The sequence below is a fragment of the Thiolinea disciformis DSM 14473 genome, from assembly GCF_000371925.1.
GTDB classification, from domain to species: Bacteria; Pseudomonadota; Gammaproteobacteria; order Thiotrichales; family Thiotrichaceae; genus Thiolinea; species Thiolinea disciformis.
Map to the genome: position 1 here is coordinate 1 of NZ_AQVE01000021.1, position 15895 is coordinate 15895.

The 15895-nt window shown below is 45.9% G+C and carries 20 protein-coding genes; 11 read left to right on the top strand and 9 right to left on the bottom strand.

Features of this window, described 5'->3' with window-relative positions:
* The 9 genes from A3IE_RS20810 to A3IE_RS0114485 form a co-directional block, all read left to right on the top strand.
* On the top strand, positions 1 to 445 hold a 445-nt coding region (locus tag A3IE_RS20810), incomplete at its 5' end, for an IS982 family transposase (RefSeq protein ID WP_020396334.1).
* Between the two features lie 45 nt (positions 446 to 490).
* Positions 491 to 886, top strand: coding sequence for a hypothetical protein (locus A3IE_RS0114440; RefSeq protein WP_157832882.1), 396 nt, complete (start codon positions 491 to 493; stop codon positions 884 to 886).
* A 443-nt stretch (positions 887 to 1329) separates the two neighbouring features.
* Complete coding sequence (locus tag A3IE_RS20815) at positions 1330 to 2214, top strand: tetratricopeptide repeat protein (RefSeq protein ID WP_020396336.1); 885 nt, start codon at positions 1330 to 1332, stop codon at positions 2212 to 2214.
* 184 nt (positions 2215 to 2398) lie between these two features.
* Positions 2399 to 3232 carry a DUF2167 domain-containing protein gene (locus tag A3IE_RS20820; protein ID WP_020396337.1) on the top strand — a complete coding sequence of 278 codons (834 nt, stop codon included), beginning with the start codon at positions 2399 to 2401 and terminating at the stop codon, positions 3230 to 3232.
* A 112-nt stretch (positions 3233 to 3344) separates the two neighbouring features.
* Positions 3345 to 3959 (top strand): hypothetical protein, encoded by a 615-nt coding sequence (locus A3IE_RS0114460; RefSeq protein WP_157832883.1) that lies wholly within the window; start codon positions 3345 to 3347, stop codon positions 3957 to 3959.
* Positions 3960 to 4094: 135 nt separating this feature from the next.
* Positions 4095 to 4346, top strand: coding sequence for a J domain-containing protein (locus tag A3IE_RS20830; RefSeq protein WP_020396340.1), 252 nt, complete (start codon positions 4095 to 4097; stop codon positions 4344 to 4346).
* Positions 4347 to 4715: 369 nt separating this feature from the next.
* Positions 4716 to 5057, top strand: a complete 342-nt coding sequence (locus A3IE_RS0114475; RefSeq protein ID WP_020396342.1) for a type II toxin-antitoxin system PemK/MazF family toxin — start codon at positions 4716 to 4718, stop codon at positions 5055 to 5057.
* Positions 5058 to 5184: 127 nt separating this feature from the next.
* Complete coding sequence (locus A3IE_RS23440; RefSeq protein ID WP_425425141.1) at positions 5185 to 5442, top strand: SH3 domain-containing protein; 258 nt, start codon at positions 5185 to 5187, stop codon at positions 5440 to 5442.
* Positions 5443 to 5549: 107 nt separating this feature from the next.
* Entirely contained in the window at positions 5550 to 5993 is a 444-nt protein-coding gene (locus A3IE_RS0114485) for a YiiD C-terminal domain-containing protein (RefSeq protein WP_020396344.1), read from the top strand.
* 21 nt (positions 5994 to 6014) lie between these two features.
* Here A3IE_RS0114485 and A3IE_RS0114490 read toward each other — a convergent pair whose 3' ends face one another.
* A complete protein-coding gene (locus A3IE_RS0114490) occupies positions 6015 to 6617 on the bottom strand; it encodes an NUDIX hydrolase (protein ID WP_020396345.1) in 603 nt (200 codons plus the stop codon).
* A gap of 368 nt (positions 6618 to 6985) precedes the next feature.
* On the opposite strand from A3IE_RS0114490, the gene A3IE_RS21685 reads away from it, so the two are divergent.
* Both A3IE_RS21685 and A3IE_RS0114500 read left to right on the top strand, forming a co-directional pair.
* A complete protein-coding gene (locus tag A3IE_RS21685) occupies positions 6986 to 7177 on the top strand; it encodes a VOC family protein (RefSeq protein ID WP_051062539.1) in 192 nt (63 codons plus the stop codon).
* A 137-nt stretch (positions 7178 to 7314) separates the two neighbouring features.
* Positions 7315 to 7728, top strand: a complete 414-nt coding sequence (locus tag A3IE_RS0114500) for a DUF1877 family protein (protein ID WP_020396346.1) — start codon at positions 7315 to 7317, stop codon at positions 7726 to 7728.
* A gap of 5 nt (positions 7729 to 7733) precedes the next feature.
* Here the strand turns inward: A3IE_RS0114500 and A3IE_RS0114505 are convergent, their stop codons facing one another.
* The 8 genes from A3IE_RS0114505 to A3IE_RS0114540 all read right to left on the bottom strand — a co-directional run bounded on the left by A3IE_RS0114505 (position 7734) and on the right by A3IE_RS0114540 (position 15882).
* Positions 7734 to 8306: a glutathione peroxidase gene (locus tag A3IE_RS0114505; RefSeq protein WP_020396347.1), complete on the bottom strand. Its 573-nt coding sequence runs from the start codon at positions 8304 to 8306 to the stop codon at positions 7734 to 7736.
* A gap of 84 nt (positions 8307 to 8390) precedes the next feature.
* Positions 8391 to 8798, bottom strand: coding sequence for a DUF3461 family protein (locus A3IE_RS0114510; RefSeq protein ID WP_020396348.1), 408 nt, complete (start codon positions 8796 to 8798; stop codon positions 8391 to 8393).
* 161 nt (positions 8799 to 8959) lie between these two features.
* Entirely contained in the window at positions 8960 to 10753 is a 1794-nt protein-coding gene (locus A3IE_RS0114515) for an acyl-CoA dehydrogenase (protein ID WP_020396349.1), read from the bottom strand.
* Between the two features lie 23 nt (positions 10754 to 10776).
* A complete protein-coding gene (locus tag A3IE_RS0114520) occupies positions 10777 to 11193 on the bottom strand; it encodes an acyl-CoA thioesterase (protein ID WP_020396350.1) in 417 nt (138 codons plus the stop codon).
* Between the two features lie 9 nt (positions 11194 to 11202).
* Positions 11203 to 11970: a 3-hydroxyacyl-CoA dehydrogenase gene (locus A3IE_RS0114525; RefSeq protein ID WP_020396351.1), complete on the bottom strand. Its 768-nt coding sequence runs from the start codon at positions 11968 to 11970 to the stop codon at positions 11203 to 11205.
* Between the two features lie 9 nt (positions 11971 to 11979).
* Entirely contained in the window at positions 11980 to 13236 is a 1257-nt protein-coding gene (locus A3IE_RS0114530; protein ID WP_020396352.1) for a thiolase family protein, read from the bottom strand.
* A complete protein-coding gene (locus A3IE_RS0114535; RefSeq protein WP_020396353.1) occupies positions 13233 to 14003 on the bottom strand; it encodes a crotonase/enoyl-CoA hydratase family protein in 771 nt (256 codons plus the stop codon). Before A3IE_RS0114535 ends, A3IE_RS0114530 begins: the two co-directional genes overlap by 4 nt.
* A gap of 25 nt (positions 14004 to 14028) precedes the next feature.
* Positions 14029 to 15882, bottom strand: coding sequence for a feruloyl-CoA synthase (locus A3IE_RS0114540; RefSeq protein ID WP_020396354.1), 1854 nt, complete (start codon positions 15880 to 15882; stop codon positions 14029 to 14031).
* Positions 15883 to 15895: the final 13 nt, after the last annotated feature.

Sequence of the window (15895 nt, forward strand, 5' to 3'; positions counted from 1 at the left end):
GTTCTATGGGTTCAAACTCCATTTAGTCATTAATGATCGCGGGGAACTACTCGCCTTTCAAGTGACCCCCGCCAATACTGATGACCGCCAACCGGTTCCTAAACTCACTCAGGGGCTAACTGGCAAGCTGTTGGGCGACAAAGGCTATTGGTCTAAAAAGCTCTTTGAAACCTTGATGGAACAAGGCTTACAGCTTATTACTCGTGTGAAACATAATATGAAAAACCAACTGATGCCCGTAGAGGATAAAATTCTCCTGCGCAAACGCGCCTTAATTAAAACCGTCAATGATCAGCTCAAAAATATTTCCCAGCTAGAACACACGCGGCATCGCAGTATGGCTAATTTTAGGGTCAATCTGCTCTGTGCGCTCATTGCCTATACCTGGCAACCTAAGAAGCCTTCCCTTCAATGGGCTACTGAAGCTCACATGCTTTGTGTGTGACTCTTAAGCAAAACTCACGTTAATAAAATGTTAAATGTAGTCAACATGTTCGGATTCAAAAAAAAGCCAAGGTCGTCGATAAAAACCGATTCGTATACCGTGGTATATGATCGAAAGAAAAATTTCTGGTCTCTAGAGTATAAAGGTGTCGAATTTACATATGCTCAAGCAAGCATCGAGCTACCTAAAGTCGAAATTCTAGAATTATATTTGTCGTGGGTTAGTTCTCACAAAGATTACATTGATAAAAATGTCAGAAACATGTGTAAAGGTTGGGGTAATGTGTTTATTGATCCCACCAAATGGCATCTTGCATTAATAGATGTTGAGTCGCTGGATCGGGTCTCCGCCATGATTCTTGGTGACGATACCTGGGGCGATATGGGATACGATATTTGGCTTGAAAATGGTGTCATTAAAAATGAAGGTTTTGGCGACTAGTCATTTAACAAAGTTGTAACTGGAACCAAATTACTGCGCAGTTTTGTGTTCGCTGCGCTTATAACACAAAACCGCTCCGCAATTTGGGCCGGTTACAACGGCGTTGGCATTTATAAATGTCGATACGTTTTGCCAAACAGAAGGATCGAAAAAATATGATTTTGTCATGCACTAAAGCGAGAAGCGCTGTGCTATCTTTTAAAAAAGCGAGTACGCCGTGCTGATCCGCAGAAAGAACTGTGGAGTGTCCTTTTTTGATTTTGCTCGTTCATCATGGCGCGTAGAGGTGCAGTGGGTTGCCGTGCTGACGTTACCTTCGGGAAATATGTTCATAATCTGCGCTAAAACGTGCTAAGTTTCAAAAATAATGACTTTATCAATTTAAGCATTTGATTTATAAATGGAAACTTTATCACCTTGAAACTATTAGAGAGGAGAAGGGTGTGAATAATATTACTCAAAGTGTTACACGCAAGATAGTGATAAAAATGCTTGTATCCTCAGGGTTAATTTGTGGGTTGCTGTTGATGCTTATTGGTTGCGGCAGTAAGCTGGAAGACATACAACTAAAAGCAGAAAAAGGTGATGCAAAAGCCCAATATCAACTGGGTTGGATGTATGCTCAAGGCAAGGATATAAAGCAATCTGATGATGAAGCCATTAAATGGTATAGAAAATCAGCAAATCAAGGTGAGCCGAGTGCACAATCAGAGCTAGGCACGATGTACGCCAACGGTAGAGGCGTAGCACAGTCCGATACGGAAGCCATCAAGTGGTTTCAAAAAGCTGCTGATCAAGGTCTTGCTCTCGGACAATATAACTTAGGTTCAATGTACTACAGAGGTACTGGCGTGGGGAAATCCGATAGCAAAGCCCTATTTTGGTTCCAGAAAGCCGCTGATCAGGGACAGGTAGATGCGCAATATAACTTAGGCTGGATGTACGCGACAGGCAAAGGTGTGGCGCAATCCGATAAAGAAGCTTTCAAATGGTATCTCAAAGCAGCAACAGACCATGCAATAAAGCCGGGTGACTCATACCAAGTGATGGGTGATGCAGCCGCACAATATAGGCTAGGTGAAATGTATCAAGAAGGTAGAGGCGTGGAACAGTCCGATAGCGAAGCTGTGAAATGGTATCTTAAAGCCTCAGAAGCGGGTGACGGAGAAGAACAACGTGGTCTTAGTGAGGCACAGTACAAACTGGGTAAGATGTACTACGAAGGTTCTGGCGTAGTAAAATCAAGCACTGAGGCTGTTAAATGGCTCAAGAAAGCAGCCGAGCAGGGCAACGTAGATGCACAAGCCATCCTCAATAAAATGCAGTAGTTCCGCCCCCTTCTGAGAAGAGGAGAGTATAATTCCATTAATTAATTCGCCAACAAGCTGCTCGACGACGGACGCGGTGGCAGTCCGCAACTCTATATTTTCTACTCCCCGCCGCGCCCGTCAGCTATGGCGTTAGGCCAAGTAGAATGATCCCATCCATCACTCAAACGCCAGGAGTTCAAGCATGAGACTGATCTTTCTTATCTTCGTATTTTGTTTTACCTCAGGTGTTGCCAGTGCAGCAGTTAATCTGGATGAAGCGGCGAACGCTATTAGAGTGCTTGACTGGCATGTCGGACCTCAAACTGAGGATGTTGCATCCAAGGCGACCTTGAATACGGATTCGACGCTTGCATTTCTTGATGAGGGAAATAGCAAAAGATTTCTAGAGTTGACTGGCAACATCCCTGAGTCTGGTAATTTTGTTCTTTTATCCACCCAGCACAATTGGTGGGCCACGTTTTCCTTTAACCCTCTTGGTTACGTTAAGGACGATGAAAAAATCGACCCTGATGCTCTTCTTCAACAACTGAAAGACAATGAGGCCGCTGCAAACGAAGAAAGGAAGAGACTAGGCATCCCTCCACTGCACACCGAAGGATGGTATGTACCTCCTCATTATGATGTTGAGTCCAATCGTCTCGAATGGGGTCTCAAACTTCGCAGTGAAGGACAGGTAGTTCTCAACTACACCATTCGATTACTAGGCAGAACTGGCGTCATGAATGCCACGCTTGTATCAAACCCAGAGACATTCGATGCAGATGTGCGGACTTTCAAAGCAGCTCTTCTTGGTTTTGAGTTCAATAGCGGGGAACGTTATGCAGAATTCAAGCAAGGAGACCGTGTGGCTGAATTCGGGTTGGCAGCACACATCGCCGGTGGAGCTGCTGCTGTCGCAACGAAAAAAGGTTTCTGGGCAGTAATCGCCGGATTTTTTGCTGCCGCATGGAAATTTATAGCTGTTGCCGTAGTGGGTTTGTTCGCTTGGTTACGTTCACTATTCAAGAGCAAGTAGTGACAATGTCATTCGAGATAATGTTGGTTCTGGGCATTGTTGGGTTCTACTTATTCGACTCGGCAATGTTGCTTTATGTCAATGAACTGGTCTTCGTAGAAAAAAACGGGAAATGGGTGTTTGGTCGCCCGGAATGGGGGTGGCAGATGTTAGGAAAAATCTTTACGTACCAAACCCATTAACTCCAGACCATCCATTATTTCGTGCATGCTGGGTGGTTTCTTCTGCGGCCGATGAACATCAAGAGGATATAGAAAAATTGCAGCAGTTTCTTAACGAGCTTAATCCGTTACGTTATATGACCTTCAGCCTTTTTGTATTGCTGCTTATCGGGCTGCCGGTAGTGCTTTTGAAGTTCGGCACAGGCTTGGCATTACTTCTGTTGCTTGGAGTTATTTACTGCACTATTTCTGTAATGTTGGCCCTGATTTACAGGCAACGGGACAAGCTTGGGCTGTCCAGGAAAACGTTTGCGAAATTGGCATTCGACTCTTTTGCTTGCGCTCCATTCGCGCTTAACTTGGTGCGCAAGATAACTTTGCATCGTTCTTTGGTAGGCGACCCAGTTCGTTTCGCTCATCAAGTATTAGATGCCGACGCATTTGCGCAGTTAGTTCAAATCTTGTGTCATCGGGTGGATGAAGAGATTGAATTCGAGGATGAAGCGAGTCCTCGGTATAGTGCACTTAAAGACTTTAAAAATAGAATTGCGAGTATGGCCTCATGACGTCCACTGAAATAATTGTCATAGTCGGTGGCCTGTTGTTGGGCTACTGGATAGTTGCAAGCCTGTTCAATAAGAAGCCAGTTTCTTCAACCAATACTAATTCGAATAATGATGCTGGGAAGAAGGCGCATGAGAATGGCACACACTGAGGAACCTGGCAACGGCAATTCATGTGAGGAAGAATACATCCCTACAAGCTGGTTCAGCATTCTTGAGGTGTCGCAAGGCGCTACCAAGGAGCAGATCATAACGGCCTACAAACAGAAGATTCGCCAATATCACCCGGATAAAGTGGCTCAGATGGGCGCTGAAATACGAGAACTTGCCGAATTCAAGTCGAAGCAAATTAATGCTGCATACGAATATGCTATGAAATTACGCGAATGATAACCAGCCTAACATTTCGCTCCAGAGGGGTGGACAAAAGCTCCACTTTTGCCCTACCCCTGAGCTTTGATGTTATGCTCATTGATAGATCATCTTCTTGACATGGTATGACCATTGTCATACCCTAAGCAATATGAAGACAGCAATATCAATACCTGATCCAATATTCCAAGCAGCAGAGCTGTTTGCTAATCACTTTGGCATATCCAGAAGTGAGCTTTACGCCAAAGCTATTGAAGAATACATAGCATCAAGACGATTCATAAATGTTACGGAAGCACTTAATAGAATTTATGGAGACGAATCTTCTGCCTTAGACCATGAACTGTATTCAATGCAGATCAAATCCATTCCCCACGAGGAGTGGTAATGAAAAGAGGAGAAATATGGTGGGCTTCTCTTGAAGAACCCAGAGGTTCAGAGCCGGGTTACAAAAGACCTGTTGTGATTGTTTCATCTGACGCTTTCAACCAAAGCAAAATACAAACAGTCATCGTTGCCATAGTGACCTCAAATTTACGGTTAGCGACTGCGCCGGGCAATATTTCTATAGCTAAGCGAGATTCAGGACTTTCAAAAGAGTCAGTTATCAATGTTTCACAGATTGTGACCATTGATAAGTCTTTGCTAGTCGAGAAGATAGGCGGGTTGCCTGACAAAAAAATATCGGCACTTGATGAGGGCTTAAAATTAAGCTTATCCATCTTTTGAGTGACAAAAAAAAGCATAACGAGAACATCGACGATGGATGCGGTGACAGTCCGCGACTCCGACCAACTGACTCCCCGCCGCGCCCGTCACATGAGACGTTAGGTATATGAGGAGGTTCATGCAAGTCATGCTGATTTGTGCGCTAGCTTCTGGATGCACCAAGGTGGAATCTCGCACAAAGGAGCACGTAAATATCTATGCAACAGAAACGGACGCTGCATACGCAAATGTGATTGCGATTCCGTTGACAACTTTGCCTCAAGGCGAGATCGTGACCGTTTTAGGCAATACTTACGGAAAAGACTATTGGGCATGTCAGATTCGTACTCACACTGGAAATGAGGGCTGGGTTTTATGCACATCCTTAGATTATCGTGGTGACTGAATATACCTAAGCTTGTGGTTAAGGTCGCCTTCGGGCTGGGACTGCGTTAAAGCGCAGTGCCTTACCTTCACGTTAAATGCTCTTTTACTGAGTTGATGGATGGAATTATGCAAACTCACGAGCTTGAAACTTATTTGCATTCTTATATTCCCCTCACTAAAGCCATGCAGGTGTCGGTGTTGAGCATTGAGCCAAACACACTGATTCTACAAGCCCCACTAGCGCCCAACATTAATCCGCATCACACCGTATTTGGAGGGAGTGTGGGGACTATGGCCACGTTGGCGGCATGGTGCTTGTTACATACGCGTTTGCAGGCTGAGGGAGTGGCTAATCATTTGGTGGTGCGGCATAGCGAAATGGATTATGACAAGCCGATTGCTGGGCGATTTAGTGCCATTGCCAGTTTAGAGCAACCCGAGCTGTGGGCAGAACAAATGAAGACGCTGCAACAACGTGGTAAGGTAAAAATTACTGTGATCTCTGTGTTAAGTTATGCTGAACAAATCACAGGACGTTTTCGTGGCCAATTTGTTGCGTTGAAAGCCTAGCGCTTAGTGGGAAGTCTATGTTTAGGCCTGCGTTAGAATGTCTAATAAGCTGACTACCATACGAGCTGTCGCTCCCCACAATAACTCACCTTCGTATTCTTTAAAATAAACGACTGGTACTGAAATACCGTTCAAATCGCGCGCCTGTATTTCATAATTCGCTTTATCACTGAGCCACGCTAAAGGAATGCTAAAAATTCGTTGAACCTCACGTGGATCAGGCTTAACCGGATAAGGCCAAGCGAGAGTGCCGACAATGGGCGTAATTCGAAAATGACTGACATAACTATAATGTTGGTTCAGCGCTCCCCACAGGCAGACATCGTGAGGGAGTACCCCAATTTCTTCGTGAGCTTCGCGTAGTGCAGTAGCAATAGCATTTTCATCGCTGGATTCGCGTTTGCCGCCCGCAAAGGCAACTTGGCCACTATGGCGATCTCCACTGCATTGCGCACGTCGAATAAATAAAATATGCCATGCTTGATCCACGCGAATAAAGGGGACTAAAACAGCCGCTTCACGATAGTGTGAGGTCGTTATAAAACTGGGTTCATGGTGATGGGGTACTGCATTGCGCAGTCGCTGAGCAATATCAGATCCCGTTAGTTGATCTAAAGAATCCATGCGTTAAATTTCCTTGTTTTTAGATAGCATTACTGCGATGTTAGTTGGACTCTAGTCCTGAACGCTTAAGGATGCAATTGCTAAGCCAATGCGCTTCGGGTTCAGTAGTTCAAGTGCAGTAGTATGAGGCTGCTAAGAGTCCTACTCCTCAAGTTTTGTTTTATTTTTAGTTTATCAAGTCTTGGCTTAGCGATGGATGACTAGCCGGATGGGTAAGTGAGTTGGGATTCTCCTTATACATACTTGAGTCATGAGGCCATGTATGTTTAGCTTTAACTAGTCCTATAAGCAGGTGTCGCCAAGCGCTTAAATGTACTAAGATTAGTACCTAGTCTGTGCGAGGAGTGGCCTTTTCATCCTTTGCTTTAATGCGGCAGTTAAGCAAACAGCCAGCGCAAGCTGATAGCGCACATCCGGTATTTGAAATTGCTTTAGAAACTGACAAAGTAGCGAATGCTGTGCAACAGGCTTTAAACGCTGGAGCAATTTTAGTCAAGGCAGCTAGCGAAATGCCTTGGGACAAGCCATTGCTTATGTGTCAGATGACAATGGAATTTTGATTGAGATCTGTAGCCCAGTCAGTGCCGGTTAAGCCGTTTTTGTTTATTCAGTGAGGTTTTGAATAGCACATAACGCTGCAATAGGTCGCTGATAATGATACTTTATAGACAGAAGAATAATCAGGAGTAAGTCAACGATGGCGAGTAGTGATTTTTACGCATTAACCGACAACCAATTAAACGCTTTATTAGAAGGCGAATTGGATTACAGCAAGTTTTTCACTGCAAAGCAGGATGAAAAGCCGCGCGAGTGTTTTTCTGACGTAGGTGCTGCGTGGGAGGATTTAGTCGCCTTGCTTGATGATGAAAAGGCTGGCGGTAAAACGCAGACCAAAGAAATTCCTAAAATGGCAAGTTATAACGATGCCAAAATGGTCAAGAAAGTGGCTAAAGCCTTGGCACAGATTGATGATGAAGAGCTGAAAGAGCGTTATGACGATTTGGAGCTAGATGTCGACTTCAAAACCCTCAAGAAACTCACTAAAAGTCTCACGGCCTTTTATCAACGCGCCGCACAAAATGGCGACGCGGTGTTATTGCGCATTACCTAAAAACTTTACTTCGGTAAATTAGCCTCAATCAATTTAATAAGATCGGGGCTATTAGGTTTAACAAAGCTGGTAAAGCTACCAATTAGCTCACCCTTAGGGTTCAGTAGGTACTTATGAAAATTCCATTTCGGATATTCGCCAGCCATCTCCCCTAAGGTTTTATAAAAATCAGAAGCTTGGTCTTTACTAACCTGCATTTTCTCAAACATGGGAAATTGGACGTCATAGGTGAGCTTACAAAAATCTTTGATTTCTTGCTCGGAACCGGGGTCTTGGTTAGCAAAATCATTGGATGGAAAACCTAACACTACTAAACCACGTTCTTTATAATCCTTATAAAGCTTTTCTAAAGCTTCAAATTGTGGCGTAAAGCCGCATTTGCTTGCAGTGTTTACGATCAAAACCACTTTATTTTTATAAGCTTCGCATAGATTAATCGTCTGGGTACTGCCAAGCTCACGTAAGGTAAAGTTCAGCGCGGCAGGGCAACCAGTATCGGTCGGCGCACCTTTTATTGGTGCTGCCATGACCTGTGTAGAAGCAAAGAAGCTAAGTAATAAACCTAACCATTTTGGCATAATCATCTCCCTCAAATCGAAATATACACGCTAGTATACAACGGTTCTGTGACCTAGGAGCTTAGCCATAAAAGCTTTAAGTTATTACTGGTTCGATATGCTATCGAGCTGTTGTACTAATTGCTTTAGCGCATTGAGTTCTGCATTAAATTCAACTTGTACGCGATTGATTTCCGCTAATAATTTTTGTTTCACTTCTGATTGGGAGGAGTGCGCATCAACAATACTATCGAGCTCCACGACAGCTTTAGTGAGTAAGGGAGAAATTTCATAAATTTCTTCCGTTTTATTAGTGCCACTATCCACAATACGGGTATGGGCGGAGCGTCCCATCTGGTAGCTGCGTGTAACAGGTAAAAACGAGCCTTTAGGGCGTTGATATTTAATTTTTAGAATATCGGTATCGGGTGCGACATGCGATAGTGTGTAGCCAATAATTTGCTGTGGGTTTTGTACGCCCATTTGGGCTAAGTGAGGGTATGAAGTAGTCATGTGTCACTGCTCTAACTAAGGTGGTTGTCGTTGATTGGTATAACATTAAAAAAGCGCTTTTATTTATTACTATTCATCAATCAAAGCGCTTTGATTTAACTAATATACGCTAATTCCACACGTGGCGCATTAAACAACAGCCGGTTTAACCGTGAGAACTTTTAAACTGATAAGCTATTAAAGTTCACTTGCGTTAAAGACTCGCCTGCCTCCACTACGCTTGTTTTAAAGCCACTGCTTTGTGAGCCATAGCAGGCGAAATAAAAGCGCGTCAAATCCACAAGATTGTGATAGTAGTTATCCTTAGGCGCCGTAGTTAATTGCTCATTCGCTGCTAAGGCTAAACGTGCCATTTGCCAGCCTCCACACACTGTCCCCATCAGGTAAAGAAAGGGTACGGCACCGGCTAGAACTTGTTCTATATGGGTTTTGCCATTAGCTAAAATCCAATCGCTCGCAGTTTGTAAATCACCAAGCATCGTTTCAAAGCGTGGCGCTAAAGCAGCAAGCGCTGGTACATGCTGTAAAGCTGTAACGATGCTTTGCATTTCACTCATCAGCTCACGTAATGTCGCGCCTTGTTCACGCAAAATCTTACGTCCAATCAGATCATTCGCTTGAATACCGGTCGTGCCTTCATAGATAGTAATAATCCGTGCGTCGCGGAAATATTGCGCAATGCCAGTTTCTTCCACAAAGCCCATACCGCCAAATACTTGAAGTGCATCATCACAGACTTCATTGCCGACTTCGGTACACCAACCTTTGGCGACGGGCATGAGTAAATCGACATAAGCTCGGCACTTGGCTGCTAGGTTTGGATCAGGGTGATGATGCGCCAAATCAAACCAGCTCGCTGCGGTATAAAGCAGGGCGCGCATCGCCATGACGCGTGCACGCATGGAAAAGATGGTGCGCTTAATATCAGGATGGCACAGGATCGGTTTGCCAGTTTCACCGGTGATGGCATCTCGCCCTTGTACACGTTCGCGTGCATAATTCAGGGCATATTGATAAGCACGTTCTCCTAAACCCACGCCCTGAATGCCCACGCCAAAACGTGCTTCATTCATCATAATGAACATGGTTTCCAAGCCTTTATTCGGCTCACCAATCAAATAGCCTAGCGCACCACCCTGATCACCAAAGCTCAAGCTGCAAGTGGGGCTACCATGAATGCCCATTTTGTGTTCGATAGCGATGCAGCGAATATCGTTTTTATTACCCAAACTGCCATCGGTATTGACTAAAAATTTGGGCACAATAAACAGCGATAAGCCTTTCACACCCGCCGGTGCATCAGGCAAACGTGCCAACACTAAGTGCACAATATTTGGAGTAATCTCATGCTCGCCATAGGAGATAAAAATTTTCTGCCCAAAAATACGGTAGGTGCCATCAGCTTGTGGCTCAGCACGAGTGCGGGTTGCAGCCAAATCCGAACCGGCCTGTGGCTCAGTGAGATTCATGGTGCTTCCCCATTCACCACTGACTACTTTATGTAACCACAAGGCTTTTTGCGCAGGACTAGCCGCAATTAAGAGTGCTTCAGCTTGACTGACATTGAGTTGGGGCAACATGGTAAAGGCCATATTGGTCGAGAACCACATCTCCCAGACAGGCGTCGCAACCAATTTCGGTAGGCCTTGTCCACCGTATTCAGTAGGCAAAGCCATGCCTAACCAGCCTGCTGCACAAAATTCGTTATAAGCGTCTTGCCAACCCTCCGGTGTGATTACGCGCCCATCGGCTTCCAAACGACAACCTTGCAAATCACCTTGGCGATTAATGGGAGCGAGTACGCCCGCCGCAAATTTGCCTGCTTCCTCCAACACACTCGCCACCAACTCTTCCGAAACCTCTTCATAGTTTGGCAAAGTCGCAATTTCACTCAAACCTGTTAAGTGTTTAAGGATAAATTGCATATCTTTTAATGGTGCTTGGTAGTCGTACATGGTCTCTTCCTCACTTTTTCTACTTATTCACAAGCTGCACGAATGTCTTCAGGAATTGGTACGGCCTTAATGCGCATCGGATCATCTGGGTCTTGCATAGCAAAAACACGTACTTCTCGTCCTTCGCATAAGACCGTGTCACCACGTCGCGCTACGTGTTTCATAGTAAAGCTCTTGCCCCGCCATTCCTCAATCCATGATGCGACTTCAATGTCTTCACCATAAGTGGCAGAGTTTTTAAAACTAGCCTGCGCATCCACGAGCGGTGTACCAATAATGCCGCGTTCACGCGTGGTCTCGCGCCAACTTGGTACACCACAAGCACTAAAAAACTCACGGCTTGCTGTATCAAACCATTTGAAATAATTAGCAAAAAATACAATTTGTGCTGGGTCACAATCACTAAAAGCAATGCGCATTTTATAAATATTGGTTCGCATCCCAAGCTCCTAACGTGCGGCCATACGTAGTGCACCATCTAAACGAATGGTTTCACCATTGAGCATAGGATTATCGACAATACTGAGTACTAGCTTGGCGAATTCCTCGGGTTTGCCTAAGCGTGTGGGGAAGGGTACGGATGCGCCCAAGGATTGCTGCACGTCTTCCGGCAAACCTAGCATCATAGGGGTGAGAAATAAGCCGGGCGCAATGGTCACGACGCGAATACCTTGCCCGGCTAATTCGCGCGCAATTGGCAAGGTCATGGCTACAATCCCACCTTTGGAAGCGGCATAGGCCGCTTGCCCGATTTGCCCATCATAAGCGGCAATTGAGGCGGTATTAATAATCACGCCACGTTCGCCATCGGTTTGTGGCGCGTTTTTGCACATCGCAGCAGCAGCTAAGCGCAGCATATTGAAGCTGCCTAGTAGATTCACTTGAATGACGCGTGAAAAATCAGCTAAGGCTTGTGGGCCATTCTTACCTACCACGCGGGCAGCCGTCCCAATCCCTGCTGCATTGACTAGGCCATGTATTGCACCAAAGTTTTGAAGGGCAGTATCAATCGTTGTTTGGGCATCTGCTTCATCCGCGACATTGGTTTTTTGGAAGGTTACATGCTCGCCTAATTCAGCCACTAAAGCATGGCCGCGCTCTACATTCAAATCGGCAATCACGACATTTGCTTGTGCGGCATGGAGTGCACGTACACTTGCCTCACCCAAACCCGATGCACCACCGGTAACAATAAAGGTATTTCCTGCAAATTTCATAATATTTTCCTAGCCAATATTTTCTACAATTACTGCTACACCTTGTCCGCCACCCGCACAAGCTGAGGAGACGCCATAGCGTCCGCCCGACTCTTTTAAGGCGCGTGCTAGGGTATGCGTTAAACGTATGCCAGATGCACCTAAAGGATGACCAATCGCAATCGCACCACCATACACATTAGCGCGCTCACGCGCTAAACCAAGCTCACGTTCACAGGCTAGGTATTGCGCGCCAAAAGCTTCATTAATTTCCACCCGATCTAAATCTGTTACGCCCAAACCTGCTACTTTAGCGGCAGCGCGTATTGCGGGGACTGGGCCAATTCCCATAATCTCAGGTGGAACAGTTACGGCTGCGCCCGCCACGATTCGCGCTAAAGGTGTTAGGCCGTGTGCACGTACCCAAGCACCACTTGCCACAATCACCGAGGCTGCACCGTCTACAATCGCTGAGCTATTACCGCCGGTTTGTACGCCACCGAAAGCAGGTTTGAGTTTTTGTAGTGTTTCTACAGGGGTAGGGCGTACATGCCCGTCACGTTCGAAACTTTGGGCACGATCTGCCAATTTCAGGCTGCGCGGCTTATAATTTTCTAATTCCCAAGTGGCATTAGTAAGCGTAGTAACCTCGTCATCAAAATAGCCCGTGTCCCACGCTGCTATTGCACGAGCAAAACTTTGTGCTGCAAATTGGTCGGTTTCTTCGCGTGAAATGTGATAGCGCTTAGCCAAGTTCTCAGCCGTATCACCCATGCCAATCCCTGGAGCAGTATCTTTAGTAGCCTCCCAGAGGAAGTCTTTAAAATCGATTTGCCCCATTCGGAATCCAGAACGTTGCGTATAAGAGGCGATAGGATTGCGTGACATCGATTCTGTACCGACACATAACACGACTTTCGCTTTGCCTAATTTAATATGGTCGGCGGCCGTGAGAATGGTTTCAAAACCAGTACAGCATAAACGTTGTACTAAAAGTGCTGGAGCGAGCGGGTTGACGCCAGCATATAAGCCAATATGACGTGGTAGAAAGTAAGCGTCGAAGCTGGCTTGAGCCATATTACCCGCAATAATCGCATTGATTTCGCTCGCTGGAATGCCACTTTTAGCAAATAATGCACGCGTGGCAGCAATGCCTAAATCAGTGGGGGAGACATCGCGCAGCACACCATTGTAATCAGCGAACGGTGTGCGCTGTCCAGCCACGAGGTAAATATCATCGTAAGTTTGGCTAAGCGCGTGCGCTTCAGCAGCGGCAAATGCAGTCATAGTTGGGGACCTTTAGATTTACGATTAAGGAAGTGGCCAATGCGCTCTACTACTTCGGGGCTAGTTTGGGTCAGCGCGGCGGTGAGGGATTCGACGAATAGGCCATCATCGGCAGCCATATTGTGAATGCGTGAAATCGCAGAGACCATCGCCCAATTAGCCATGGGTGCATTCTCAGCAATGCGATAGGCTAATTCACGTGCCTTCGCCATGCTTTGGCCAGCTTCGACCACATAATGTGATAAGCCTAAGGCTTGGCCTTCTTCCGCTTTTAAAATACGTCCGGTGAGCATCATTTCGCACATACGTCCAGGGCCAATGATTTTTGCCACGCGTACTGATGCACCGCCACCCACAAAAATCCCGTGTCGGCCTTCTGGCAATTGATAAATCGTATTAGGCTCGGCCACGCGCACATGGGTAGCGGTTGCTAATTCTAAGCCCCCTCCAATGACTGCGCCTTGCATGGCTGCAATGACGGGGATACCACCATTTTCAATGCGATCAAAAATTCGGTGCCAACCACGTGAATGGAGCATGACACCAAATGGCTCACGGTGTTGGTGTTCTGATAAATCTAAACCTGCACAAAAATGCTCACCCTCACCCCCCAAGATAATAACGCGTGTCCCTTCCGGGGTCGCTACTAAAGCCGCTTCTAAAGCAGCCAACAGGCGGTCACTAACAGCATTACGCTTTTCAGGGCGTGCCAGTATTACGCTATAAATATTGTCCTCAAACGAGGATTTAACCAGTGTCTCAATCATTATCTTCAATCCTTTCTTGTCAACGCTAGGGCAAATAAATTACTTTGGCGTGAGGTGTTTGAGCATAAAGTAGTGTGACCTGATCAGCACGCCGCTTTAACACCATGCTTTGATTGATATAACCTTTATCCGTAATTTCGCCTGCCTCAGCAGCTGGTAACTCTTCCAAGAGCATGGCACGGGTTGCATAGCTTGATGTACCACCGCCTTGTTGCTTCAAAGCAGCTAGGCCATTTTGTACCTGCTCGCGTACTTTAGGATGCTGTAAGACAGCAGCAATACTGGCTTCCTCGTTCAAACCTGCCAAACGTCGACATTCTGGTATATTGGGAAAAATGAGAAAGCCAACTTCATCTTGCTCATGCCCTGTCACAACAATGTCTTGTGCGACAGGTTTTAGGGCATCGATAGCGTTAATTCGTACAGAACCCACAGCAACCCAAGTACCACTCAATAATTTAAAATCCTCACTCACACGACCATCGAACAGCAAACCTAATTCCGGCTTGGCATCGTCTACATATTTCATGGCATCGCCGATTTTATAAAACCCTTCCTCGTCAAACGCTTTTGCCGAGAGTTCGGGGTGTTTCCAATATCCCGGGAATACATTCGGGCCTTTGACGCGTACTTCCAATTTGCCTGCGTTTGGAATGAGTTTCAACGTCGTACCAGGGACAGGAATGCCAATGACACCGGGGCGTGAGGCACGGAAATGGCAGTCGACAGCATTAGGCGCTGTTTCTGTCGAGCCCCAAGCTGAGACAATTAAGACTTCAGGGTTTCCACTTTGTGTGGCTAATTCTTCCAAGGCTAACCACAAGTGTGCGGGTAGCGCTGCACCCGCGTAGAAAATACTTTTTAGATTTTTAAAGAAAGCCTGACGTAGCTCTTCATCTTCGCGTAAGAGTGGCACTAGCATGTCATAGGCACGCGGCACACTGAAATACAGTGTGGGCGATATTTCTTTAATATTGCTAATCGTTTTATCGAGCAAATGGGGAACCGGTTTACCTTCATCAATATAGAAAGTCCCACCCGTGTAAAGCGCCATATTGAGATTATGGTTGCTGCCAAAGGTGTGGCTCCATGGTAACCAATCCAGTAATACAGGTTTAGTATTATTTAAAAAAGGCCACATAAGCTTTTTGCTGGCTTGATTGGAGCACAACATACGTTGGGTATTGATAACGGCTTTTGCTGTGCCACTCGTGCCTGTAGAGCCTGAGGTAAATAGAAATTTCGCAATGGTGTCAGGAGTGATCTGCTTCAATTTGGCTAGTACCCTTGTTTCATCGCTATGTTTTAGAAGCTCAGAAAAAGGGATATTACCTTCGCTAGTTTGGCTGCGTTTACCGGCTATTACAACACCATCGTGTAAAGGACGAATGGCATGCAAAGCAGGTACGAAACGTTCTGCTACATCGACAAATACTACGCCCGGATTTAACAGTTGAATATTGGTTTTGAGGCGTTCGTGATCTTTGGAGAGAAGCGAATAACCTGCTGAAATAGCACAAGATGGCACACCAATATGCATGGCTGCATACATGATGAGTGCATGTTCAACGGAATTGTCGGACAATATTACAACAGGGCGTTCGGGCGAAAGGTTTTGTCCCAAAAGCCAAGTGGCAATAGCCATGACTTGTTCGCGTACTTGTCTATAACTGAGCTTTTCCCATTCACCCCCTTCACCACGCTCAGCAATAAAAAGGTGTTCGGGTGTTTCTTTCGCCCAGTGTTCCAACCACTCACCCACACAGCAGGGATAAGTATCTTCCAGGCTGATTTTCGAGCGCAAATACTGAGTACCATCGGGGTGGATTTCACGTACTACCTCAGGAGTGGCATGTAATACATTATTCACGGCAGTCATCCTTCTCTCCTCC